This is a genomic window from Streptomyces umbrinus (assembly GCF_030817415.1).
Taxonomy (GTDB): Bacteria; Actinomycetota; Actinomycetes; order Streptomycetales; family Streptomycetaceae; genus Streptomyces; species Streptomyces umbrinus_A.
On record NZ_JAUSZI010000002.1, the window covers coordinates 4,880,913 to 4,903,708 of the forward strand.

A 22,796-nucleotide genomic window follows, 5' to 3' on the forward strand; every position below is an offset into this window, starting at 1 on the left:
GGCATATCAGCCAACTTCTCGACGCCTGGCTGCGGTTGGACAGCCATCCGCCCACCGACGCCCGCCTGCGCTCCTCCGGCCTGAGCCTCTTCTGGCTGCTCTCCTCGCTCGTCGTCTGCGCGTTCGGGCTGTGGACGTCGTTCGCGGGTGTGGCGGAGGCGAGGCCCGGACGGGACGCCTACAGCGACGTGGTGCTCGTGATGGGGATCGGATTCATTCTGTGGCTGACCGGCCTGATCGGCGTGGTGAAGGCCGTACGGCACTATCGGTGGGCCGTGCGGGTGTTGGGGCCCCGGGTGCCGGCACCCGCCGAGCAGCGGACGACGGCCTCACCCAGTACGGCGACCCCCTCCTCGATCGCCGACACCGAGGACGCCGCGTAGCCGAGCAGCAGACCGGGCGGGCCGCCCGGCCGCTGACGGTGCCAGGAGAGCGGGTGCACCTTGACCCCGCGGGCCAGCGCCTCGGCGGCGAGGTCGGTATCCCTGAAGTGCCCGGTTCCGGCACTGTCCCCGGTTCCGGCGCTGTCGTCGTTTCCCGCGCTGCCGTCCCCGCCGAACGTGATCAGCAGATGCAGCCCGGCGGCGGCCCCCTGCACCACCGCCCCCGGAAGATGCGCCCGTATCGCCCCGATCATCGCGTCCCGCCGACGCCGATGGCGCCGCCGTACCAGCCGCAGGTGCCGCTCCAGCTCCCCCGACTCCATCAGCCGGGCCAGCACGAGCTGGGGCAGAACCGCGTTGCCGAGGTCGGCGTACCGCTTCGCGGCGACCAGCGCCTCCCGGTACCGCGCGGGCGCCACGACCCACCCCATCCGCAGCGCGGGCGCGAGCAGCTTGGACACGCTCCCGGCATAACAGACCCCCTCCGGCAGCATCGACCGCAGCGCGGGCACGGGCGCCCGGTCGTAACGGTGCTCGGCGTCGTAGTCGTCCTCCACCACCAGCCCGCCGTCCCCGGCCCACCGCATCAGCTCCCGGCGCCGCGCGCCCCCGAGCACGACCCCCGTCGGAAACTGGTGAGCCGGGGTCAGCAACACGGCCCGGTGGTCCCGCAGTTCGGATACGAGGACGCCCTCGCCGTCGACCGCCACCGGCGGGGTACGCATGCCCTGGTTCCGCAGATGCTGCCGGACCCCTAGCGACCCCGGGTCCTCCACGGCGATCTCCTCGATGCCGTCATCCCGCAGCACCCGCCCGATCAGCGCGAGCGCCTGCGCGGTCCCGGCGACGATCAGTACGTCACCGGCCTCGACCCTGATCCCCCGGTACCGCCCCAGCCACCGGGCGACGGCCCGCCGCAACTCCTCGGTGCCGCGCGGATCCCCGTACCCGAACCCGCCCGCCGCCAGCTCCCCGAACACCCCTCGCTCGGCCCGCAGCCAGGCCGCCCGCGGAAACGCCGCGAGATCCGGCACCCCGGGCGACAGATCGATCCGCGCGGCCGCCGTACGGATCAGATCGAAGACGTCATCACCGGGCGGGCTGCCGAACGGGGAGGAGGGAGTGGGCGGGGACGGAGGCGGGCCGTACGGGGATGGAGTGGACGGGATCGCGGCGTACGGAGGCGCGGAGTATGCGAGTTGCCCCGATCCGACCGCACGCCCCTCGGCGCCCGAACCCACGGCCCCCGCTACCCCCAGCCCCGTTGTCCCCGGCCCCGCAACGACCACCGTCCCGCCCCTCCCCCGTCCCTCCACCTGCCCTTCCTCCGAGAGGCGCCGGTACGCCTCGGTCACCACCCCGCGCGAGACGCGCAACTCCGCGGCGAGCACCCGAGTCGCCGGAAGCCTGCTGCCGACCGGCAACCGCCCGTCGGCGACGGCCCCCCGCAACTGCCCCGCCAGCCACTCGGCCCGCCCACCGAACGGCGCCTCGCGCACATCGAGTTGGAGAAAATCGGAGCCGGAGACGACCGAACCGGAAGCGGGACCCGAACCGGAACCGGGGCTGACCGAACCCGAACCCGAGCCCAACTCCGAAGCCCGGCCTATGGCCCCTTCAACGGCACCCTCTTTGGATCTGTCCACAGGACCATTCTCGGACGAGGCTCGCCCTCATGACCACAACCGCCGACACCAATGCCAACCCCACCGACTACATCCACGGCTACTCCCCCCACGAGTCCCGCCGTCTCGGCGACCAGGCCGACACCCTCGCGTCCCTCCTCCACTTCGGCACGTCCTACCCCGCAGGCAGCAAGGTCCTGGAGGTGGGCTGCGGGGTGGGCGCCCAGACGGTGCACCTGGTCGCGGCGAGCCCGGAGGCCCGCTTCGCGGCGGTGGACATCTCGGCCGCCTCGCTGGCCCAGGCCCGTGCCCGCGTCACGGCCCAGGCCCCGGACGCCCTGGTCACCTGGCACCGGGCCGACCTCTTCGAACTCCCCTTCAAGGACGCCGAGTTCGACCATGTCTTCGTCTGTTTCGTGCTTGAGCACCTGCCCGACCCGCGACGGGCTCTCACGGCGCTGCGCCGCGTCCTGCGCCCCGGCGGCACCCTCACCGTCATCGAGGGCGACCACGGCTCGACGTTCTTCCACCCCGACAGCGCGTACGCCCACGCCGCCATCGACTGCCAGATCCAACTCCAGCACGCGGCGGGCGGAAACGCGCTGCTGGGCCGCCAGCTGCACCCGCTTCTCACCGCCGCCGGGTACGAGCACGTCGACGTCCGCCCCCGGCCGGTCTACGCCGACAGCTCCCGCCCGGCCCTGGTCGAGGGCTTCACCCGCAACACCTTCATCGCGATGATCGAGTCCGTACGGGAGGACGCCCTGGCCGCGGGGCTCATGACCCCGACGGACTGGGACCACGGCCTGGCGGACCTGCACCGCACGGCGGACCCGGACGGCACGTTCCACTACACGTTCTTCAAGGCCGTGGCCGTGAACGCAGCCTCAGGGAACCCCTCGAACACGGCCGTGAACCCCTGCCGTCAGATGACGCCAGATGTCGTCAGACCAACCGTCGGGCCGTCGCCCACCGAGTCAGCTCGTGCCGGTTCGACAGTTGCAGCTTCCGGAGGACCGCCGACACATGGGACTCGACCGTCTTGACGGAGATGAACAGCTGCTTGGCGATCTCCTTGTACGCGTAACCGCGGGCGATGAGGCGCAGGACCTCGCGCTCGCGCTGGGTGAGGCGGTCCATGTCCTCGTCGACGGGCGGGGCGTCGGTGGAGGCGAAGGCGTCGAGGACGAAGCCGGCCAGGCGGGGCGAGAAGACCGCGTCGCCGTCCTGGACGCGGAAGATGGAGTCGACGAGGTCCGTGCCGGTGATCGTCTTCGTGACATAGCCACGGGCGCCGCCCCGGATCACACCGATGACGTCCTCCGCGGCGTCCGACACGGACAGCGCGAGGAACCGCACCGGCTGCTCGGCGTCGGCCATCAACGGCGAGCAGCGGCGCAGGACTTCGACCCCGCCGCCGCCCGGGAGGTGCACGTCGAGGAGGACGACCTCGGGGCGGGTCGCGGTGATGACCGTGACGGCCTGGTCGACGTCGGCGGCCTCGCCGACCACCTCGACGCCGGTCCGCTCGGTCTGCCCGATCTCCGCCTGGACCCCCGTACGGAACATGCGGTGGTCGTCGACGAGGACCACGCGCACGCGTCGCCCGGGCGCGGCGGCCGCCGGATCGGGGGCGCCCGCAGGGTCGTTGGCCGTGGCGGCCCCGGACGGCGCGTCGGCTCCGGCCGAACCGGCGCCGGTCGCCGCGGCAGGGCCGCCGGCCGTGCCCGCGCCGGTCGTGCCGGCGTCCGGCTCGACCGCTCCGGTCGGTTCGTTCGCGTCGCTCATGTCTCCGCCCTCTCCATCTCCAGCTCGACCTCCGTGCCGCCGTCCGGCACCGCGCGCAGCCGCGCCGTACCGCCGTTGCGCTCCATGCGGCCGATGATCGATTCTCTGACGCCCATGCGGTCGTTGGGTATCGAATCCAGGTCGAAGCCCGGACCGCGGTCGCGGACCGACACGAAGACGGTCCTCCCCTCGACCTCGGCGAAGACCTGCACCGCGCCGCCCTCGCCACCGTACTTGGCCGCGTTCACCATGGCTTCCCTCGCGGCCTGCATCTGGGCGCCGATGCGGTCGTCGAGCGGGCAGTCGCCGACGACCACGACCTCGATGGGGACGCCGTGCTTGTCCTCCACCTCGGCGGCGTTGCGCTTCACGGCCTCCGCGAGCGTGCCGGGCTCGTCGTCCTCGTCCTTGCCGGTGCCCTCGGGCTTGTAGAGCCAGTTGCGCAGGTCGCGCTCCTGGGCGCGGGCGAGGCGTCGGACCTCGTTCGCGTTCTCCGCGTTCCGCTGTATCAGGGTCAGGGTGTGCAGCACCGAGTCGTGGACGTGGGCGGCGACCTCCGCGCGCTCCTGGGCGCGGATGCGCATCAGGCGCTCCTCGGAGAGGTCCTGGGTCATGCGGACGAGATACGGGCCGGCGAGCAGCGCTATGCCGACGAGGACCGCGAGCGCGGCCTGGAGGACCGAACCGAGGTGGGCGGCGGAGCCCTGCAGGACGAAGATCGCGGAGACGCCCGTGGCGACGAGCAGGACGCCGGCCGCGGAGCGGAGCAGGGTGATCGTGCGCTTGCGGCGACCGACCTCCATCCAGCGGGCCCGCCGCGCGTTGTCCGCCTGGCGCCAGACCAGGGCGACGCCCGCGCCCACGAGGACGGTGGGCCAGAGATAGGCCTTGGCTCCGCCGCTCAGGTCCACATTGCCGACGAAGATCAGGGCCACCACGACCATGGCGAGCAGCGCGACGATCTGGCCCTTGTCGGGCTTGCGGGCGACGAGTCTGCGGCGGCCGTCGGGCGCGGTCTCGGTGGCGAGCGCGGGGGGTCGCTCGGCGTCCACACCGCCGACGCCGAGCGGGACGAAGAACCAGAACGCCGCGTACAGCAACGCGCCGAGGCCGTCCGCCATCATCAGTCCGACGAAGACCAGCCGCACCCAGATCACGGGCAGCCCGAGATGGCCCGCGAGCCCCCGCGCCACCCCTCCGAGCCAGCGTCCGTCACTGCTGCGGTAGAGCTTGCGCGGCGGCCGCGGGTCCTCGACGGTCAGGGTTGCGGCTTCCGGCATGCCATCGATGTTCACATGCCGGGCGGCGCCGGGCATCAGGGTCGACCCCCTAGACTCCCCTGATCTTCGAATCGGCCCGGGGGTCTCCTCAGACTCGGCCCGGGGGTCTCGCCCGAATCGGCACGGAGTCCCCTCGGTGATTACCGCGTGAGGGTCAGGCCCAGGGTCGATTTCAGGGTTCGGCCAGGGTCGTACCGACTCCCGTCAGGCCGTCGCGGCCGTCACCATGGACACATGACAGATCACCAGCACGCCGCGCCGGGTCCGGGACCCGGCTCCGGCCCGGCCGGGAGCGGAATCCCGGGGGCGGAGCCGCAGGACACCGTGCCCGCGGCGGGCGTCCGGGCGACCGCGGGTGAGGAGCCGCGCGCACCCGGGGAGCCGCGCACGCCGGGGAGCCCGGTCCCGCCCGGGGAGCCCGGTGAGCCCGAGGTCCCGCGGAAGTTCCGGCGCGACCCACGGCACAAAATGCTGGGCGGCGTGTGCGCGGGGCTCGGGCGGCACTGCGACATGGACCCGGTGATCTTCCGGATCGTGCTCGCCGTGCTCTCGGCGACCGGCGGCCTGGGCCTCATCTTCTACGGCTTCGCCTGGCTCTTCGTCCCGAACGACGACGAGGACGAGAACGAGGTGCGCAAGCTCCTCACCGGCCGGGTGGACGGCCAGGCGCTGGCGGGCGTGCTGTTCGCCCTGGTCGGCTGCGGCGTCTTCCTCTCCATGCTGACCAACAGCGGCGTGCTGACGTTCGCGACGACGCTCTCGCTGCTCCTCGCCGGTGCCGGGTACTGGTCGCGGCAGCGCGCGACGGAGGACCCCGACCCGCTCGCCGCGCAGGCCGTCGCCGACGCGCCGCCGGAGGCTCAGGCCCCGCCCGTCCCCGCCTCGTTCCCCTCCTGGTGGCGCGAGCCCATCGTCAAGGACGGCACGTATGTGGGCGGCACGGGCTATCTGTGGGGCCCCAAGGACGTGCGCGAGCGCGACATCGCGGCGGCGATCACCATCGCGCAGGGCGGCGGCCACGGCCGGGACATACGGACCCGGGCGCCCAAGCCGCGCGGCCCCCGCTCGATCGGCGGCTCGGTGTTCCTGCTCGCCCTCCTCGCGGGCCTGCTCGCCACCCGCCTGACCTGGGAGGACCGCGCACTGGGCGCCAGCCTGGAGACCGGCCTGGCCTGCGCGCTCGGCGTGCTCGGCCTGGGCATCGCGGTCAGCGCGTTCCGGGGGCGCACCGGAGCGGGGTCGATCTTCCTCGCCATCGTCACGGCGGGCCTGCTGGCGTGCTCGGCGGCGCTGCCGAAGGACATCACCACCCACTGGGTCCGTACGGACTGGACACCGGCCACGGCCGCCGCCGTACAGGAGCACTACGACCTCGGCACCGGCGTCGGCACGCTCGACCTCAGCCGGATCGACCTCGCCGAGGGCCAGACCGTGACGACCAACGCCGAGGTGGGGATGGGACAGCTCAAGGTGATCCTGCCCAAGGACGTGACGGTGAAGCTGGTCATCGAAGTGGGCGTCGGCGACATCCAGTTGCCGGGCGACGACCAGAAGGACGTGGACGTGGCCCCGGGCAAGCACAAGCAGGTGACGCTCTCCCCCAAGGGAGAGAGCACGGACAGGACCGAGGCAGGCGGCACGCTCGACCTCACCCTCGAAGTCGGCATCGGACAGGCGGAGGTCACCCGTGTCACGTCATGAGTTCCAGCCCGGCCGGCTCATCGCGGGCTTCTTCCTCACCCTCACGGGCGTCGTCTACGCCGGGGACGCGGGCGAGGCCTGGGACACCCCGTGGTTCGTGGTGATCCCCCTCGTCACAGCCGGCCTCTGCCTGGCAGCCGCGGCAGGCACCCTGGCCCACGGAATCCGCCGCCGGCGCGCACGGCTCACGCGAGAGCCCAAGGAATCCAAGGAGGCCACACACACCCCGGCCCAGTAGAGGTGCGCCCCTCAGGGGCGCGGGGCTCTGACATTTACGGCTCCGCCGCGGGGCGCGACAAGCCCCCACCGACCCGCAGGTCAGTCACACGCTTCCGGCGGAGGAGCCGGTCGAACGCCTAGTAGGCGCTGCTCGTCCGGCGCCGACGCCGGGACCGAATCATCGCGTCCACCGAGAACACCGACGCCCCAGCCAGTACGATCGGCAGCCAGGCCATCAGGTAGGGAAGGTCGTTGCCGTAGTAGTACGGGTCCGACGCCCAGCTCACCGTCAGCCAGAGGCTGAGGGAGATCAGGGCGCCGCCGAACGCGGCGAGACGAGCGAAGAGACCGATCAGCGTGCCGATACCCACCGCGAGCTCACCGAAGGCGATGGCATAGCCGAAGCCGACGGGATTCTTGAGGGCGAGATCGACGAGCGCGGGAATGGCCGACGAGTCGCGCACCGTCCGCATCAGGTCGCCGACCGATCCGGCCCCCGCGTCGTGCATGAAGGCGCTGTCGGTCAGCTTGTCGATTCCCGCGTAGATGAAGGTGACACCGAGGAAGACCCGCAGCGGAAGCAGGGCGTATCGCGTCGCGGCATCCCGCCAGTCACCGCCGCCGTCGTCCATGTACCCGGAGTGCGTGTCCATTCGCATGCCGTGAGCCATCGCTCTCCGCCGCCTCTCGCCCGCCGAACGGTTCACCCCTCAACAGACGATACGTACGACGGCGAGCTCCCGCTCAAGAGCGGACGCACAAATTTTCACCAGGTCCCCCTGAACATCCCCTTTTGAGCCCGTACGGGAACGGAGGACCCGCATCCGCACGCCACCCTCCGGAGAGATACCCATGCGGCGTCCATGCGGGTGGCGGGAGCCGCGGGCCGGACGCGCCGCGCGCCGCGGTCACACCCCGTCACCGAGCCGCGGTCATTCGCTCACTCCGTCACATCGATGCCCACCCGGTTCGTCTCCAGCCCCGCCGCGGTGACGACCTGTACGTCCACCCGCCCGGGCTCCACATCCGCCGGCACCGGCACGGTGAGCACCGCGTCGGACGGGTTGCTGAACCCGCCGGGCACTGGAACCAGCGGCACATGCACATGCACGGCCCCGATCCGTACGACCATCCGCGACAGCCGGTCCGCGCCCTGCGCGCCGGGCGGCACGAATCCGGCGCCCCGGATCTCGATGTCGTCGCCGGTCCGGATCGGCGCGTCCAGGTCCCCCGCCTCACGGGCCCGCACGACCGACAGAATCACCGGCCGCCCTCCCTCCGCGTACTTCCCGGCGACGTACGTGGCGGCCGACACCAGCACCATCACGGCCAGCCCCCACGGCAGATCGGGCAGCTGCTCGGGCCTCCGGGCCAGCCGCACCGCCGCGAAGACCAGCGCGACGGCGCCCACGACCACGTACTGGATGTCGGCGAAGCTGCCGCGGCCGGAGTCGTCGGTGAGCAGATCCGCGGCCCGGGGCCGGTCGGCCCGTACCTTCTGCAGCCGCTGTCCGAGGACGCGCAGCCCCACGACCCGCCGCACGAGCACGGCGATCGCGCACACGACGGCGAGCACGGTCACGATGCCGGCTCCCCGCGCGAGGTCGAGCCCCGCGATCAGGGTGTCCCGCTCGTCGGGGGAGGACGCGCCGGCCAGCCGTCCCGCCAGCACGAGCACGGCGTGGACGACGAACAGCACCCAGCCGACCGCCACGGCTCGGGAGGTGGACAGCCGGTTGTCCTCGCCGATGACGGGCGCCAGTACCCCGCCCCGCGCCCGGTGGAACCACGAGGCCCCGGTCAGCAGCGCGCTCACGACCACCGCGGCCACCAGCCCCGCGGTCCGCGCGGCCGTCCAGCCCGCCCCGATCGCGGTGAGCGTCTGCACCAGGAGCAGAACGAGGACAACTCCCCACACGGCGATGACGGTTCGCCGCCACACCAGGCCGAGCCAGACCTCGCCCTCGGCCCGCCCGCGCTCCGCGACGACGTCCGCGGACTGGGTCAGCTCGTCCGACACCCACTGCCTCGACGCCCCGGCCGAGTACGCCACGGCCGCGGGCAGCCCCCGCCCGGACGCCAATTCGTCCCGCTTGGAAAGGAATTCGGCAACGGCACGCCGATGCCCCTCGCGCGCCCCGTGCGGACAGTTCCCGCAGGTGCAGCCCCCCTCGTGCCCGCTCCGACCGGCGCCGCGCCCGGCGTCACGCCCCGCGCCCTGTCCAGTCTCCTGCACCGCCACGCCCGTTGCCGCCTTCCAGACCATTGGGTCGAACCCTCATTTACCGCACGCCCCACCGAACCGACCGCACGCCCTACCGATATGTCACGTTCGCACGCCACCGCCGCACCACGGACAGCGGCACGACCACCGGCCCCAGGGCCATCGGTCGCACAGTCAACCCCCGCACATCTGCGCAGCCGCACAAGTGCCTCGCGACGACAGCGCATTGTGCCGTACCCCACACCCCACGCGTCCGCCAGGTCTGGTCAGCGCGGGTGAAGCGCCCACCCCCGTGTTGACCCGGCTGCGAGAATTCCCGTATGGCCGAGATCATCCAGCGCGACGGGACCTGGGCCTTCGACGGCAGCACGGTCCGGATCACTCCTGGACTGCACCGCTCCGTGCCGCTGTTCCGGCAGACGTACGGAGAGATCGCCGTGCCCCTCGAAGCGGTCGCGGGCGTCGCCTACGAACCCGAACGCAAGCGGGGCCGCCTGCGCCTGAGACTCCGCGAGGGCGCCGACCCTCTGCTCCAGGCGACCGGTGGCCGTCTGCCCGAGCCCGCGGACCCGTACCGGCTGACGGTGGACATCGACCGCTCGGGCGTCGCCGAGTACGTCGCCGAGGAGATCCGGCGCGCCCTGCTCCTCGAGGAGATCCCCAAGGAACCGGCCAGAACCTACCTCGTGCCGGGCCCTCCCGTCCCCGTCTCGGTCCGTTCCAGCGACGGCACGGTGTCCTTCGACGGCACCCAGGTCCGTATCGACTGGAGCGACACCTCGGACCGGGTGAAGCGCGCGACGGGCCCGCGCATCATCGAGCTGCCGGACCTCGTCCAGGTGGAGTGGCTGCCCAACTCCGGTTACGAGGACGGGTTCCTGCGCTTCGTGACCCGCGACTCGGTGTTCTCCAAACTGCCGCCGGAGAAGGACCCGTTCGCCCTCGACCTGTGGGGCAGTGCCCGCCGCGATCTGCTCACGGCGCTGGTCGCCACCGCGGTCATGGCCCGGCTCCCGCACCCGTCCACGCGGTCCGGCGAGTACGCCCAGGGCGACCCGCCCCGCCTCCCGACCGCACCCGAGGACTCCGTACCTCAGCTGCCCCGCCAGGGCCACCACGACGTACTCCTGCGCCGCCTCAGGGAGTTGGGCGAGCTGCACCGCGACGGGGTGCTCACGGACGAGGAGTTCGCGACGACGAAGGCGGCGGTGCTGCGGGACTTCTGACACGGGTGACTCGGGAATTCCGACTCGGGCCTTCCGACTGGGGAGATCGGGCTAGCTGAGGAGATCGGCTAGCTGAGGAGGTCGGGTTCGCTGCGGCTGATGTCCTGCCACAGCGGCTGATAGTTGATCCACGCCACCAGGTCCCCGCCGAGCTGCTCCCGTGTCGCGACCGCCTGCTTGTGGTCGATCAGTACGGGACGGCCCGCCGCGCACGCCGTCAGCTGCACCTGGCACGAGCGCTCCATCGACAGGAACCACCAGGCCGCCGCGTCCACCGAGTCGCCGACGGTCAGCAGCCCGTGGTTGCGCAGCACGAGCGCCTTGCGGGTGCCGAGCCCGGAGGCGATCCGCCGCCCCTCCTCGGCGTCCACGGCGACCCCCGAGTACGCGTCGTACAGCGCGTGGTCCTCGTAGAAGGCGCAGCTCTCCTGGGTGATCGGGTCGAGCAGGTCGCCGAGCGCGGACAGCGCGCGGCCGTGCACCGAGTGGCAGTGGGCGACCGCGACGACGTCCGGCCGGGCGGCGTGCACCTGGGCGTGCACGGTGAACGCCGCCTGGTTCACGTGATAGCGGCCCTCGATCACCTGCCCGTCCTCGTTGGCCATGACCAGGTCACTGACCGTGACGTGCTTGAACGGCATTCCGAACGGGTTGACCCAGAAACAGTCGCTGTACTCCGGATCGCGCGCGGTGATGTGACCGGAGACCCCGTCCTCGAACCCGAGCCGGCCGAAGAGCCGCAGCGCGCCCGCGAGGCGTTCCTTGCGGTGCCTCCGTTCGTCGTCCAGCGACTCGTGCATCGGCGGCATGGCGAACCGCAGCCGGTCGGTGGGAAGCGGCAGGGGCGGTGTGGGCCCGTGCATATGTCCTCCAGCCCTGAGGTACGGACTCCGTACGTGTTTACGGGCGGGAAGTTACCGGCGGTCAGCGCAGGAGAACAGAGATGTTCGTGAAGAGAGTGCACAACCGTTGCACGGGGTCGATGGTCTGCCTGTCTGGAGCCAATCTATTCGGTCGGGCACCTGCACCGACGCCCCCTGGAGGACCCCCGTGCGCAGTCACCCCCCTACGCTGCGCGGACCGCGTCCCGCGACCGCACCCCCCACCCGCCCATGAAGAGAAACGAGCGCCTTGTCACAGGCATGCTCAGACAGATCGCCACGCGCGACGTGGTCGTCCTGGACGACCTCGGCGGGTCCCCCCGCCGCCTCGCCGCGCTCACCTACATCGCCGTGCAGTACGGATTCCGCTACGAGGAGACGAACAGACTCGGACAAACACTCCAGGTCCGCCTGACGCGCGACCCCCGCCCCGAGGCCCGCGAACGCAGCACGGCCGCCCTCGGCCGCCTCGCCGCGGGCCGCGCTCCGGGCATGCGCCCCGGCACGCTCAAACCGCTGCCCGACGTGGCACCCGCGGTCGGGCTGCTCAAGGCCCGTATCGAGTTCGACGCGCTCTCCGACGACCTGGACTGGCGCCGCAAGGCCGTCTTCATGACCGCCAGCGCGGCCCTGATGGCGCTGCTGCTGATCCCCGCGGGCTGGAGGGCCTCGCTCGCCGCGAGCGCCACCATGGCCGCGGTGTTCGCGGTCTTCCTGCGCCTGGAGGTGTTACGGAAGGACCGGCTGGCCCGGCGGCTGCGGTCGGCGGGGCTGATCTGAGCGATCCGCCCGCCCGGGAATTCCTACGCCGCAAAGGCGACAGAAGATGTCGGGTATCGGCGTAAGACTCGTCGTATGACTCGGACGACATCGACCCGCAGGACATCGAACTGGGCAGCGTTCACCGCCGCGGAACCGGACCTCGCCAAGACCGTCGAGGACCGGTTCGCGGCCTTCACGCACCACATCGTGGCGACCCTCCGCAAGGACGGGTCGCCACGCACCTCGGGACTCGAAGTCCGGTTCCTGAACGGGGAGTTGTGGCTCGGCATGATGCCGGACTCGCTCAAGGCACTGGACCTGCGCCGCGACCCGCGCTTCGCCCTGCAGGCCAATCCGGGCCCCGGCACGGAGATGGCGGGCGGCGACGTACGGATCGCGGGCCGGGCCGTCGAGGTCGAGGACCCGGCGGAGCGCGCCCGGTACGCCGAAGAGGTGGAACCGCCGGAGCCGTTCCACCTCTTCCGCACCGAGCTGACGGAGGTCGTACGGACCTACGTCGAGGACGACAAGTACCTGGTCGTCGAGATCTGGAAACCCGGAGAGCCGGTGCGGACTCTCAAGCGGACGTGACCTTCAGCAGCCCTGGGGCTACTCCCACTCGATGGTGCCCGGCGGCTTCGACGTGACGTCGAGGACGACCCGGTTGACGTCGGCGACCTCGTTCGTGATGCGCGTCGAGATCTTCGCGAGGACGTCGTACGGCAGGCGCGACCAGTCGGCGGTCATGGCGTCCTCGGACGAGACGGGCCGCAGCACGATCGGGTGGCCGTACGTCCGGCCGTCGCCCTGGACGCCGACGCTGCGGACGTCCGCGAGCAGCACGACCGGGCACTGCCAGATGTCGCGGTCGAGGCCGGCCGCCGTCAGCTCCTCGCGGGCGATGGCGTCGGCCTCGCGGAGCAGGTCGAGCCGCTCCTTGGTGACCTCGCCGACGATCCGGATACCGAGGCCGGGGCCCGGGAACGGCTGGCGCTGGACGATCTCGTCCGGCAGGCCGAGCTCCTGGCCGACCATCCGGACCTCGTCCTTGAACAGCTTGCGCAGCGGCTCGATCAGCTTGAACTCGAGGTCTTCCGGCAGCCCGCCCACGTTGTGGTGGGACTTGATGTTGGCGGTGCCGGTGCCGCCGCCGGACTCGACGACGTCCGGGTAGAGCGTGCCCTGCACCAGGAAGGCGACCTCGGGACCCGCGTCCGCGATGATCTCGGCCTGCGCCTGCTCGAAGACCCGGATGAACTCGCGGCCGATGATCTTCCGCTTCTCCTCGGGGTCGGAGACCCCGGCGAGCGCGCTGAGGAACCGCTCCTCCGCGTCCACGACCTTCAGCTGTACGCCGGTCGCGGCCACGAAGTCCTTCTCGACCTGCTCGGTCTCGCCCTTGCGCATCAGACCATGGTCGACGTACACGCAGGTCAGCTGGGAGCCGATGGCCTTCTGGACGAGAGCGGCCGCTACGGCGGAGTCCACGCCGCCGGACAGGCCGCAGATGGCACGCTTGTCGCCGACCTGCTCGCGGATCGCGGCGACCTGCTCCTCGATCACATTGCCGGTGGTCCAGTTCGGGGTGAGGCCCGCGCCCCGGTACAGGAAGTGTTCGAGCACCTGCTGGCCGTGCGTGGAGTGCATGACCTCGGGGTGGTACTGGACCCCGTACAGCCGCTTCTCGTCGTTCTCGAAGGCCGCGACCGGGACGACGTCCGTGGAGGCCGTCACCGAGAAGCCCTCGGGGGCCGCGCTGCACGCGTCGCCGTGGGACATCCACACCGACTGCTCGTCCGGGGTGCCCTCGAAGAGGGTCGAGCCCGACTTGGAGACGTGCAGCGGCGTACGGCCGTACTCGCGGGCGCCGGTGTTGTCGACCGTGCCGCCGAGGGTGGTCGCCATCAGCTGGAAGCCGTAGCACATGCCGAAGACCGGGACGCCGGCCTCGAAGAGGGCGCGGTCCAGGCGGGGGGCGCCTTCCGCGTACACCGACGAGGGGCCGCCGGAGAGGATGATCGCCGCCGGGTTCTTGGCGAGCATCTCCGCGACCGGCATGGTGCTCGGCACGATCTCGCTGTAGACCCGGGCCTCGCGGACTCGGCGGGCGATGAGCTGGGCGTACTGCGCACCGAAGTCGACGACCAGGACGGTGTCGGGGGCGACGGGGGACGCTTCTGGCACGGTTTGCCTTCCGGCGGTTCAGCAGGGATGTACTCCCGAGTCTAACCGGGCGCCCGGAGCCCCCGTCCCGTCCCCGGGGGCTCCGTCCCCCGGCCCCGTGTCGCCACCGGGACTCCGCCCCAGACCCCGTGGGTGCGATTTCGGGTGCGGGCCCGCTGTGGCTGGCCGCGCAGCTCCCCGCGCCCCTGGAAGGCGGGCTGCGCCCTACTTCCAGGCCGATCCCCTGCCCACCCCCGCCAACCCCCACCCACCCAGCCCGTCCGGCGTTTGAGGACGAGGCCGTTCAGGCCGATGCGGGGGTCTGGGGGCGGCAGCCCCCGGTAAGTGACGGGAATGGGTAGGGGCGGCGGGGCCGAAAAAGGTGTCTCAGGATTCGAACCGAGTTGGACGGCACCGCCCGCCCGGGCATACTGCTCCCATGCTCACGCACGAGACCTTCGTCTTTACCTATGGCAACCGGCCCACCGGCTGCCATGGTCGTGCTGCTTGAGCAACTGACAAGCGACTTCCCAGGCGCCCCGGGCCGACAAGGCCCGGGGCGCCTCGCGGTTTCCGGACCTTGCCGCTCCGGGGCACCCCACTCGAAGAGGAGCCCCCGAGATGAGCACAGCCGCCGACACGGCCACCGGCACCACCGAGAACACCACCGCGGACAGGACCGGCGCCCGTACCGAAGCGGCCGCCGACGTCATCACCGGCGCCCGCGAACGCATCGACGCCCTCGACGACCGGATCATCGGCCTCGTCCAGGAACGCATGGCGATCTCGGCGGTCATCCAGGAGGCCCGCATCGCCTCCGGAGGCCGCCGCGTGAACCTGTCCCGCGAGATGGACGTCCTCGGCCACTACAGGGACGCGCTCGGCAAGCCGGGCACCTCCCTCGCGATGACACTCCTGGAGCTCTGCCGCGGCCGCGTCTGAAGACCACCTCCGAGGATGCTGAGGACGTCCGGGATCCGCGTACGACACCCGCGTACGACGGACGTCCGGTGCACGCACGTACGCATGTCCTCTCACCCGTACGGCGCGTGACCGCCCCGCGGCGGGCTTCGTTGGTCCCGGTGTCCGTGTCAGCCAGGGGCGGGCCCGAAGAACCACGCGTGGCTCCGCTGGAACGATGAGGCGTACGGACGTGCGCCGTGGGACCTCGTTCCAGAGAAGTGACCGGACGGCAGGGGACAGCAGCCCGGTCACCCAAGAGAGGTCGGTTCCGGGGACGCCCGGAACCGACCGGCGGAATCTGTGCAAGGGCGGTCGAAACGGTTGCGGAGGCCGCGGCCCATCGAGCACGATGTTTGGAACCACCCCAAGTCCCAGAGCAGACAGCAGCATTGGATCGTCTTACCGCCATTGGTCGACACCACGCGCACTCCCCCGTGCGCCGGGGCGCCGACCCGGCGGAGAAGCCAGTAAGCGGCGCACCCCCCGGCGCCGTCCCGCAGGCACCGGCGCTGCCCTGACGTCGGTGCTGACCACGAAGGGCCCCGCGGTTCGCCCGCGGGGCCCTTCGCCTGTCCGTACGACGTGCGGCCGGTCCCGTGTCCCGGACCGTGCCGGGCCGTGCGGTTCCGTCCCGTCCCGTCAGGCCGTCGTCTTCTTCAGCTTGGCGAGCTGCGCCTCGACGAGTTCGGCCGGGACCTCGACCTCGTCGGCGTCCAGCATGTTCATCGAGCTGAAGGCCACCAGCGTCGAACCGTCGCGGACGACCGTGTAGGCGGCCGGGACCTCCGCCCCCTCGATGGAGGCGACCAGCCGGAACGCGACGGACTCGTCGCCCAGCTTCGGATCGGCCAGCGCCTTGACCCCGGAGTACTTGTAGCCGACGTACCGGTACGCCGTGCACTCGCCGGTCGCCCTGCGCAGCCCGGCGAGCACGTCGTCGGCCTCGCCGGACCCGTACGAGAGGAGCGCGAGCGTGGTCACCGAGGCGTTCGTCTCGTCCTTGGCGGTGACGCCGCGGCTGAGCGAGGTCCGTGAGACCGGGTCGGTGGTGAACAGGAACATGTCGGCGACCGGCTGGCACCTGGCCGGGCCCGCCGGGGAGGACGCCCCTTGGAGGTCGGCGGATCCGGCCCCCTCGACCTTGTATCCCTTGACGTCAGCCGTCGTGAGCGCGGCCTTCTTCAACTGCGCCCGGGTCAGGGGTTCGTCCGTGTCCGGGGCGGCCGAGGAGTCCTTGCCCGACCCCTTCGCCTTGTCCCCGGCCCCGTTCCCGTCCTCGCCGTTCGCCTTCTCCTTCGACTTGTCGGCCGACTGCCCGGTGGCCGACGTCCGTGCCGCCTTCTTGTCCTTGTCGCCGCCGTCCGAGCACGCCGAGGCGCATCCGAGGCCGACGACGACCGATGCGGCCACGAGGGTCCGCGTGATCCTTCTGCTCATGTCCTGCTCATGTCCGTACTCATGTCCGGGACACCGTCCCACACGACTCCGTCCCGGACTTGTCGAGCTCCCGGCTGCGGTCGTACGGGTCGGTCGTGGGCCCGCTCGGCGGCGCGCCCGTGGGTTCGACCGAGTCGAACTGCGGGTGCAGGAAGCCGTCGTAGACGTCGCAGGCGGAGTTGGCGAGATCCTGGTCGTGGCGGCTGACCGAGAGCCTGCCCGGCGTGACCTCGTACTTCGCCGGGTTGAGGAGCTCCAGGTCGAGGATGCGGCGGACGATGGTGCGGGAGACCTCGGTGGAGTCCGGGTCGGCCAGGGCCAGCGGGTAGACGAAGGTGTAGTCGGCGTGGATGGCGACGGCACCGTCCTTGCCCGCCTTGAAGGTCGTACGGCCACGGGTCTTGACCACGTCGCCGACGAGCCGCACCTCGTCCGGGTCGAAGCGGCTGAAGAGCGAGAGCGGGTCGCTCTCCTTGCCGGGCTTGCGGAGCCAGGACTTCGCGTCGTCGATCATGCCCGGCTGCTTGGGGTCGAGGATCTTGTCGAGCGTGGTCTCGGGGGTGCCGCCGAGCAGGGTCTTGCGGTCGAGGTTCGCGTCGACGAGCAGGGACTTGGTCTGTGCCAGGGCCTTGGCCACCTGGTCCTTGCCGAACGCGCCGACCGGCTTGGCCTCCGGCAGGACGATTCCGGCGGCGCCGTCGGCGTACCGCACGGCCGGGGAACCGGCGAACGGCTCGTCCAGCGTGGGCGTTCCGGGCGCGGCGGAGGGGGCGTTCGACGGGGCCGCGGTCTCGTCGGGCAGCGGGTTCGCCGACTGCGTGCCCCCGTCCGTGTCCGTGCCGGTGCCGAACGGGTCACCCGGCACCAGGGACGGCTTCATGGCCACCACGGCCACCACGATCGCGAGCACGACGCCGATGACCGTCCACACCTTGCGGCGCCGGGCCGCCCGCCCGTTCATCTCCTGCCAGGCGGGCCCGGTACGCCACCCCGGAGGCAGCTCGCCGCGCGCCTCCTGCTGCCGCAGCCTTTCGGTCACCATGCGGGCTCGCGCGGAGGGCTCCTTGGGCGCCTCGGACGTGCGGATGTCCCGCTCGCTGTCCTGGACGAACTGCGCCCACACGTCCTCCGGTACGGACTCACCGGACTGCCCGGATCTCCCGGATTCTGCGGATTTCCCGGGCTCCTCGGGTGACTTCTCCGACGGCTTCTCGGCCACGGCGCTCGCGCCTCTCCCCCATGATCGACCCGCGGATCGACGTGTTCTTCGAACTACTCGACGGATTACTCGACGGACAAACGATGGACAGTTCTATGGCGTGGGCACGGGAGTTTACAAGTCCGAGCCGGCTGTGACCCAGCCCACATAAAAATTCTGTGAGTTCGGGGACAACCCTTTACAGGAGTCACAGGTCTCACTTGCGGAACCAACGGCCGTACCCGCGTACCCCGCACGCGGAGGCCTCCCAACCTCTCGTGCCGCAATGCTGCGGTACGCCGGACTCTCCGAGGTCTTCATGAAGCTTCGCCGTGTCATGGCCGCTGCGGCCACGACGGCCGTCATAGCTCCGCTCGCGCTGCTGTCGGCTCCTGCCGCCTTCGCGACGGACCCCACGCCCACCGGGACCGAGTCCGCCACGACGACGCCGAGCGCGACGCCGTCCGCCACCGAGACGACGACGCCCAGCCCGACGCCCACGACGACTCCGCCGAGCACCGAGATCCCCTCGGGCACGCCGACCCCGAGCACCAGCACGACGCCCACCGGGTCGCCGACCACGACGCCCGAGCCGAGCGAGGACCCGACCGACCCGGACGTCCCGTACTGCGAGGACCTCGACGAGAACTACGGCGACGCCAAGGTCTCCGCGGACATCAAGGGTCTGCCCGGCAAGATCGTCGCGGGCGACGGCTTCCACAACTTCAACCTGGTCGTCACCAACGAGTCGAAGGCCGACCTCAAGGGTGTCGCCTTCTACGCCGAGATCGAGAACTACGAGCTCGACGAGGCGAAGTTCCTGAGCCCGTACGTCACGCTGGAGTTCAAGAACACCGAGTCCGGCAAGTGGGAGCGGATCGGCGACGAGAGCTGGGCCGGTGACTACTTCTTCTACGTCGAGTCCCTGAAGGCGAAGGCGAGCGAGAAGGTCGCCCTGCGCTTCAGCGTCGACAAGGGCGCTCCGGCCGGTGACTCGTACTCCTTCGGCTCCGGCGCCTACCTGGACAACATCAAGGGCCAGGACTGCATCGCCGAGGGCTGGGCGCAGTACGACTTCGAGGTGCTGAAGGCCGGCTCGACCAACCCCGACCCGGGCACCGCCGACCCGAGCGACAACGGCAAGGACCCGGTGAAGAAGCCGCAGGGCAACGTCTCCGAGCTGCCGACCGGCAACCTCGCCGAGACCGGCTCCAGCTCGGCCCTGCCGACCATCGGTCTCGTCGGCGGCGCGGCCGTCGTCGCCGGTGCCGGTGCGGTGTTCGTCGTCCGCCGCCGCAAGGCTGCTGCCGACGTCTAGGACGCGTAGGGCGTAACTCGCTTCACGCGACCAACGCTTCACGCAAGAAACGAAGGACCTGCGCTCGGAGGGGGGCGCAGGTCCTTCGTCGTTTCCCGCCACCTGTTGCAAGAAGCACGGAAGGCGTACGGAAGTACGGCCGGAGTTACTTCTTCGGGGGCACCGTCGGCATTCCCAGGAACGGCAGGCGCAGTGCGCCGAAGGCGTCCGCGGGGACGGCGGGGGCGAGGGGCTCGACCGGCTTCAGGCGCTCGTACGCGGCGCCCTGCGCCGGTCGCGGGTCCTCCTCGCCCTTGTTGGGCCAGTACGACATCGCGCGCTCCGCCTGCGCGGTGATCGTGAGCGAGGGGTTGACGCCCAGGTTCGCCGAGACCGCGGCGCCGTCGACCACCGAGATGCCGGGGTGTCCGTACAGCCGGTGGTACGGGTCGATGACGCCCTCGTCCGCCGACGCGCCGATCGGGCAGCCGCCCAGGAAGTGGGCGGTCAGCGGGGTGCCCATCAGCTCGCCGACGTTCGAGCCGGCGAAGCCGTTGATCTCCGCGGCGATCGCGGAGGCGGACTCCGAAGCGGCCTTGATCTGCTTGGGGTTGGGGGCGCCGTGGCCCTGTCGGGCCGTCAGCAGGCCCTTGCCCGCGCCCTTCGGCTTCAGGTACGTCGTCAGGGAGTTGTCGAGGGACTGCATGACCAGGCCGATGATGGTCCGCTCCGACCAGCGGCGGTTGGAGAGCGAGCGGGCCACGAGGGTGGGGTGCTTCGCCGCGTTGACCAGCCAGCCCAGAACCCTCGACGAGCCCTCCGCATAGGGGACTTGGAGGATCGACAGACTGCCCATCGAGTTCGAGCCCCGGCCGTAGCGGACGGGTTCGATGTGCGTGTTCTCGTCCGGGTGGACCGACGAGGTGATCGCGACTCCGCGCGTGAAGTCGACCTTCGCCTCACCGGTGGCCTTCCGGTAACGGCGGTTGTCGGTCTGCGCGCCGACCAGGGCCTCGGAGTTGGTACGGGTCAGCTCGCCCAGCCTGCCGGACAGGTAAGGGAGTTGGCCGCCCGACTTCATGCGGTGCAGCAGGGTCTGTGTGCCGTACGTACCGGCGGCGAGGACGACCCGGCGGGCCTTGAAGGTCCTGCCTTCGCCCTTGCGTTTCTCGTCCGTGGGGAGCGTCGCGACGGCGTAGCCGCCCTGCGAGTCGTCCGTGACCGACACGACGGTCGTCATCGGGTGGACGACCGCGCCCGCCTTCTCGGCGAGGTAGAGGTAGTTCTCGTTGAGGGTGTTCTTCGCGCCGTGCCGGCAGCCCGTCATGCACTCGCCGCACTCGGCGCATGCCTTGCGGGCCGGGCCCGCCCCGCCGAAGTACGGGTCGTCGACCTGCTGTCCGGGGCTCGCCTTCGCGGTTCCGTCGGCGTCCTCGCCGTCACCGAAGAAGACACCGACCGGTGCCATGTGGAAGGTGTCGCCCACGCCCATCCGCTGGGCGGCCGCCTTGAGGTGGACGTCCGACGGGGTCATGGTCGGGTTGAGCCGTACGCCGAGCATCCGCCGGGCCTGGTCGTAGTACGGCTTCAACTCCTCCTGCCAGTCGGTGATGTCCTTCCACTGCGGGTCCTCGAAGAACGGCTTCGGCGGTACGTAGAGGGTGTTGGCGTAGTTGAGCGAGCCGCCGCCGACGCCTGCGCCCGCGAGCACCATGACGTTGCCGAGGAGGTGGATGCGCTGGATGCCGTACATGCCGAGTTTCGGCGCCCAGAGGTAGTTCTTCAGGTCCCAGGAGTTCTTGGGGAGCGTGCCCGGGGTGAAGCGGCGGCCCGCTTCCAGGACGCCTACGCGGTAGCCCTTCTCCGTGAGGCGAAGGGCGGTTACCGAGCCGCCGAATCCGGAACCTACGACGATGACGTCGTAGTCGTAAGCGTCCTGAGGCACGTGCCTTCTCCCCTTTGAGTGTGCCGTGCGGGTGCTCTGTGGTTGCTCGCGCAGTTCCCCGCGCCCCTTACGGGGCGCCTAGCGGAACCGGAATGCCTTCATCAGCCTCAGGCTGCGGCTCATGAACTGGGCGTAGCCCTCGTCGTCCATGCCCAGGGACGGGGCCATGGGCAGCAGGCGCTGCTGGGCGATCGTCTGGGCCTCGGTGTACTTGAGGATGCCCTCGGAGCCGTGGCGGCGGCCGAGACCGGAGTCCTTCATGCCGCCCATCGGGGACTGGACGCTGCCGTAGGCGGGCGCGTAGCCCTCGTTGACGTTGACCGTGCCGGTGCGCAGGCGGGCCGCGACCTTGGCGCCGCGGCGGCCGTCATTCGTCCACACCGACGAGTTGAGGCCGTAGGGCGTGGAGTTGGCGAGTTCGACCGCCTCGTCCTCGTCCTTGAAGCGGTAGATGGAGACGACCGGGCCGAAGGTCTCCTCGTTGCAGACCGCCATCGGCGCCTCGACGCCGTCCAGGATGGTGGGCTCGAAGAAGTACGGGCCGATGTCCGGGCGGGCGACACCGCCCGCGACGAGCTTGGCGCCCTTGGAGACCGCCTCCTCGACGTGCCGGGTCACCGTCTCCAGTTGGCGCTCGCCGACGAGCGAGCCCATCTCGGCGCCGTACGCGAGGGACTTGCCGAGCCGCATCGCCCTGGTGCGGGTGGCGAAGCGCTCCACGAAGGCGTCCGCGATCGACTCGTGGACGTACAACCGCTCGATGGAGATGCAGAGTTGGCCGGCGGACGAGAAGCAGGCGCGGACCGCGCCGGCCGCCGCCTTGTCGATGTCGGCGTCCTCCAGGACCAGCATGGCGTTCTTGCCGCCGAGTTCGAGGGAGACGCCGACCAGACGGGCCGCCGCGCTCTGGGCGACCTCGCGGCCCGTGCGGGTGGAGCCGGTGAACGAGACGTAGTCGGCGCGCTTGACGACCTCCGGGCCGACGACCGGTCCCTCGCCCAGGACGACCTGGAAGACGTCGGCCGGCAGACCCGCCTCGATCAGCAGGTCACGGGCCCACAGGGCGGTGAGGCAGGTCTCGGTGTCGGGCTTCATCACGACGGCGTTGCCCGCGACGAAGGCGGGGATCGCGTCGCCGACGGAGAGTTCCAGCGGGTAGTTCCAGGGGGCGATCTGGCCGACGACGCCCCGGGGGTGGCGCAGCTCGGTGACCTTGGTGAGGGTCGGCACGGCGCCCGCGTGACGCTTGGGCTTGAGGTACGAGACGGCCTTGCGGCCGTAGTGGCGGGCCGCCACGGCGACGGCCTGCACCTCCTCGTGGGCGTGCAGCCGGGCCTTGCCGGTCTCCAGCTGGATGAGGTCCAGCACCTCGGCCTGGCGGGCGAGCACCAGGTCGTGGAAGCGGAGGAGGACGGCGGCGCGCTGCCTGACCGGGGTCTGGGCCCAGACGGCCTGCGCGGCGCGGGCCTTCTCGTAGGCCCGCTCCACGTCCTCGGGGGTGGACTCGGGCAGGTCGGCCAGCTTCTCGCCCGTGAACGGCGTGTGGTTGGCGGTGCGGCCCGAACCGACCACGCCACGCGTGAGCTGCGCGATCAGCTCCGGCGTGACCACGTCAGCAGCCGTGCGGGCGCCCTCGGGGGCGGGCGCGAGGGGGTTGGTGCCGGTCTTTTCCGGGGCCTGTACCGGGGCCTGCGAGTCGGTCAT

The 22,796-nt window shown here is 71.2% G+C and carries 19 protein-coding genes; 8 read left to right on the forward strand and 11 right to left on the reverse strand.

Annotated features, from left to right (window positions below; all coding sequences use genetic code 11):
- Positions 1–262: 262 nt before the first annotated feature.
- A complete protein-coding gene (locus tag QF035_RS21255) occupies positions 263–1,975 on the reverse strand; it encodes an aminotransferase-like domain-containing protein (protein ID WP_373466969.1) in 1,713 nt (570 codons plus the stop codon).
- An 83-nt stretch (positions 1,976–2,058) separates the two neighbouring features.
- Between QF035_RS21255 and QF035_RS21260 the strand changes: the two genes are divergently transcribed.
- Positions 2,059–3,054, forward strand: a complete 996-nt coding sequence (locus QF035_RS21260) for a methyltransferase domain-containing protein (RefSeq protein ID WP_307522025.1) — start codon at positions 2,059–2,061, stop codon at positions 3,052–3,054.
- On the opposite strand, the gene QF035_RS21265 is transcribed toward QF035_RS21260, so the two are convergent.
- Together QF035_RS21265 and QF035_RS21270 are read right to left on the reverse strand one after the other, a co-directional pair.
- Positions 2,954–3,796 carry a LuxR C-terminal-related transcriptional regulator gene (locus QF035_RS21265; protein WP_307522026.1) on the reverse strand — a complete coding sequence of 281 codons (843 nt, stop codon included), beginning with the start codon at positions 3,794–3,796 and terminating at the stop codon, positions 2,954–2,956. The genes QF035_RS21260 and QF035_RS21265 overlap by 101 nt on opposite strands.
- Positions 3,793–5,076 carry an ATP-binding protein gene (locus QF035_RS21270; RefSeq protein ID WP_190229541.1) on the reverse strand — a complete coding sequence of 428 codons (1,284 nt, stop codon included), beginning with the start codon at positions 5,074–5,076 and terminating at the stop codon, positions 3,793–3,795. The genes QF035_RS21265 and QF035_RS21270 overlap by 4 nt, the downstream gene beginning before the upstream one ends.
- Positions 5,077–5,310: 234 nt before the next feature.
- Here QF035_RS21270 and QF035_RS21275 point away from each other — a divergent pair, with 234 nt between their 5' ends.
- Both QF035_RS21275 and QF035_RS21280 read left to right on the forward strand, forming a co-directional pair.
- The gene (locus QF035_RS21275) at positions 5,311–6,777 is read left to right on the forward strand and encodes a PspC domain-containing protein (RefSeq protein WP_307522027.1); all 1,467 of its coding nucleotides are present in this window, start codon (positions 5,311–5,313) and stop codon (positions 6,775–6,777) included.
- The gene (locus QF035_RS21280) at positions 6,764–7,015 is read left to right on the forward strand and encodes a hypothetical protein (RefSeq protein ID WP_307522029.1); all 252 of its coding nucleotides are present in this window, start codon (positions 6,764–6,766) and stop codon (positions 7,013–7,015) included. Before QF035_RS21275 ends, QF035_RS21280 begins: the two co-directional genes overlap by 14 nt.
- 118 nt (positions 7,016–7,133) lie before the next feature.
- On the opposite strand, the gene QF035_RS21285 is transcribed toward QF035_RS21280, so the two are convergent.
- Together QF035_RS21285 and QF035_RS21290 are read right to left on the reverse strand one after the other, a co-directional pair.
- Positions 7,134–7,655 carry a DoxX family protein gene (locus QF035_RS21285; protein ID WP_079053515.1) on the reverse strand — a complete coding sequence of 174 codons (522 nt, stop codon included), beginning with the start codon at positions 7,653–7,655 and terminating at the stop codon, positions 7,134–7,136.
- A 281-nt stretch (positions 7,656–7,936) separates the two neighbouring features.
- Complete coding sequence (locus QF035_RS21290) at positions 7,937–9,238, reverse strand: hypothetical protein (protein ID WP_307531298.1); 1,302 nt, start codon at positions 9,236–9,238, stop codon at positions 7,937–7,939.
- 302 nt (positions 9,239–9,540) lie between these two features.
- Between QF035_RS21290 and QF035_RS21295 the strand changes: the two genes are divergently transcribed.
- Complete coding sequence (locus QF035_RS21295; protein ID WP_307522031.1) at positions 9,541–10,446, forward strand: DUF4429 domain-containing protein; 906 nt, start codon at positions 9,541–9,543, stop codon at positions 10,444–10,446.
- A gap of 68 nt (positions 10,447–10,514) precedes the next feature.
- On the opposite strand, the gene QF035_RS21300 is transcribed toward QF035_RS21295, so the two are convergent.
- Entirely contained in the window at positions 10,515–11,309 is a 795-nt protein-coding gene (locus QF035_RS21300) for a class II aldolase/adducin family protein (protein WP_307522032.1), read from the reverse strand.
- Between the two features lie 279 nt (positions 11,310–11,588).
- On the opposite strand from QF035_RS21300, the gene QF035_RS21305 reads away from it, so the two are divergent.
- The gene (locus tag QF035_RS21305; RefSeq protein WP_055617229.1) at positions 11,589–12,107 is read left to right on the forward strand and encodes a hypothetical protein; all 519 of its coding nucleotides are present in this window, start codon (positions 11,589–11,591) and stop codon (positions 12,105–12,107) included.
- A 75-nt stretch (positions 12,108–12,182) separates the two neighbouring features.
- The gene (locus tag QF035_RS21310) at positions 12,183–12,680 is read left to right on the forward strand and encodes a pyridoxamine 5'-phosphate oxidase family protein (RefSeq protein WP_055617230.1); all 498 of its coding nucleotides are present in this window, start codon (positions 12,183–12,185) and stop codon (positions 12,678–12,680) included.
- An 18-nt stretch (positions 12,681–12,698) separates the two neighbouring features.
- Here QF035_RS21310 and guaA read toward each other — a convergent pair whose 3' ends face one another.
- Positions 12,699–14,273 (reverse strand): glutamine-hydrolyzing GMP synthase, encoded by a 1,575-nt coding sequence (guaA, locus tag QF035_RS21315; protein ID WP_307522035.1) that lies wholly within the window; start codon positions 14,271–14,273, stop codon positions 12,699–12,701.
- A 600-nt stretch (positions 14,274–14,873) separates the two neighbouring features.
- Between guaA and QF035_RS21320 the strand changes: the two genes are divergently transcribed.
- Entirely contained in the window at positions 14,874–15,194 is a 321-nt protein-coding gene (locus tag QF035_RS21320; RefSeq protein ID WP_307522037.1) for a chorismate mutase, read from the forward strand.
- A gap of 660 nt (positions 15,195–15,854) precedes the next feature.
- Here the strand turns inward: QF035_RS21320 and QF035_RS21325 are convergent.
- Both QF035_RS21325 and QF035_RS21330 read right to left on the reverse strand, forming a co-directional pair.
- A complete protein-coding gene (locus QF035_RS21325) occupies positions 15,855–16,652 on the reverse strand; it encodes a hypothetical protein (protein ID WP_307522038.1) in 798 nt (265 codons plus the stop codon).
- A 19-nt stretch (positions 16,653–16,671) separates the two neighbouring features.
- Positions 16,672–17,871, reverse strand: coding sequence for a hypothetical protein (locus QF035_RS21330; protein WP_373466693.1), 1,200 nt, complete (start codon positions 17,869–17,871; stop codon positions 16,672–16,674).
- A gap of 265 nt (positions 17,872–18,136) precedes the next feature.
- Here QF035_RS21330 and QF035_RS21335 point away from each other — a divergent pair, with 265 nt between their 5' ends.
- Positions 18,137–19,168, forward strand: a complete 1,032-nt coding sequence (locus tag QF035_RS21335) for an LAETG motif-containing sortase-dependent surface protein (protein ID WP_307522040.1) — start codon at positions 18,137–18,139, stop codon at positions 19,166–19,168.
- Between the two features lie 145 nt (positions 19,169–19,313).
- Here QF035_RS21335 and QF035_RS21340 read toward each other — a convergent pair whose 3' ends face one another.
- On the reverse strand, positions 19,314–21,092 hold the full coding sequence (locus QF035_RS21340) for a GMC oxidoreductase (RefSeq protein WP_307522041.1): 1,779 nt from the start codon (positions 21,090–21,092) through the stop codon (positions 19,314–19,316).
- Between the two features lie 78 nt (positions 21,093–21,170).
- Positions 21,171–22,796: a succinic semialdehyde dehydrogenase gene (locus QF035_RS21345; RefSeq protein WP_307522042.1), complete on the reverse strand. Its 1,626-nt coding sequence runs from the start codon at positions 22,794–22,796 to the stop codon at positions 21,171–21,173.

Excerpts from the sequence above, each read along its gene's own strand:
- QF035_RS21325 (WP_307522038.1), bottom strand. The coding sequence starts at position 16,652 with ATGAGCAGAAGGATCACGCGGACCCTCGTGGCCGCATCGGTCGTCGTC.
- QF035_RS21335 (WP_307522040.1), top strand. The coding sequence starts at position 18,137 with ATGCTGCGGTACGCCGGACTCTCCGAGGTCTTCATGAAGCTTCGCCGT.
- QF035_RS21345 (WP_307522042.1), bottom strand. The coding sequence starts at position 22,796 with ATGACCGACTCGCAGGCCCCGGTACAGGCCCCGGAAAAGACCGGCACC.
- QF035_RS21260 (WP_307522025.1), top strand. The coding sequence starts at position 2,059 with ATGACCACAACCGCCGACACCAATGCCAACCCCACCGACTACATCCAC.
- QF035_RS21275 (WP_307522027.1), top strand. The coding sequence starts at position 5,311 with ATGACAGATCACCAGCACGCCGCGCCGGGTCCGGGACCCGGCTCCGGC.
- QF035_RS21300 (WP_307522032.1), bottom strand. The coding sequence starts at position 11,309 with ATGCACGGGCCCACACCGCCCCTGCCGCTTCCCACCGACCGGCTGCGG.
- QF035_RS21270 (WP_190229541.1), bottom strand. The coding sequence starts at position 5,076 with ATGCCGGAAGCCGCAACCCTGACCGTCGAGGACCCGCGGCCGCCGCGC.
- QF035_RS21295 (WP_307522031.1), top strand. The coding sequence starts at position 9,541 with ATGGCCGAGATCATCCAGCGCGACGGGACCTGGGCCTTCGACGGCAGC.
- QF035_RS21310 (WP_055617230.1), top strand. The coding sequence starts at position 12,183 with ATGACTCGGACGACATCGACCCGCAGGACATCGAACTGGGCAGCGTTC.
- QF035_RS21285 (WP_079053515.1), bottom strand. The coding sequence starts at position 7,655 with ATGCGAATGGACACGCACTCCGGGTACATGGACGACGGCGGCGGTGAC.
- QF035_RS21320 (WP_307522037.1), top strand. The coding sequence starts at position 14,874 with ATGAGCACAGCCGCCGACACGGCCACCGGCACCACCGAGAACACCACC.
- QF035_RS21305 (WP_055617229.1), top strand. The coding sequence starts at position 11,589 with ATGCTCAGACAGATCGCCACGCGCGACGTGGTCGTCCTGGACGACCTC.
- QF035_RS21265 (WP_307522026.1), bottom strand. The coding sequence starts at position 3,796 with ATGAGCGACGCGAACGAACCGACCGGAGCGGTCGAGCCGGACGCCGGC.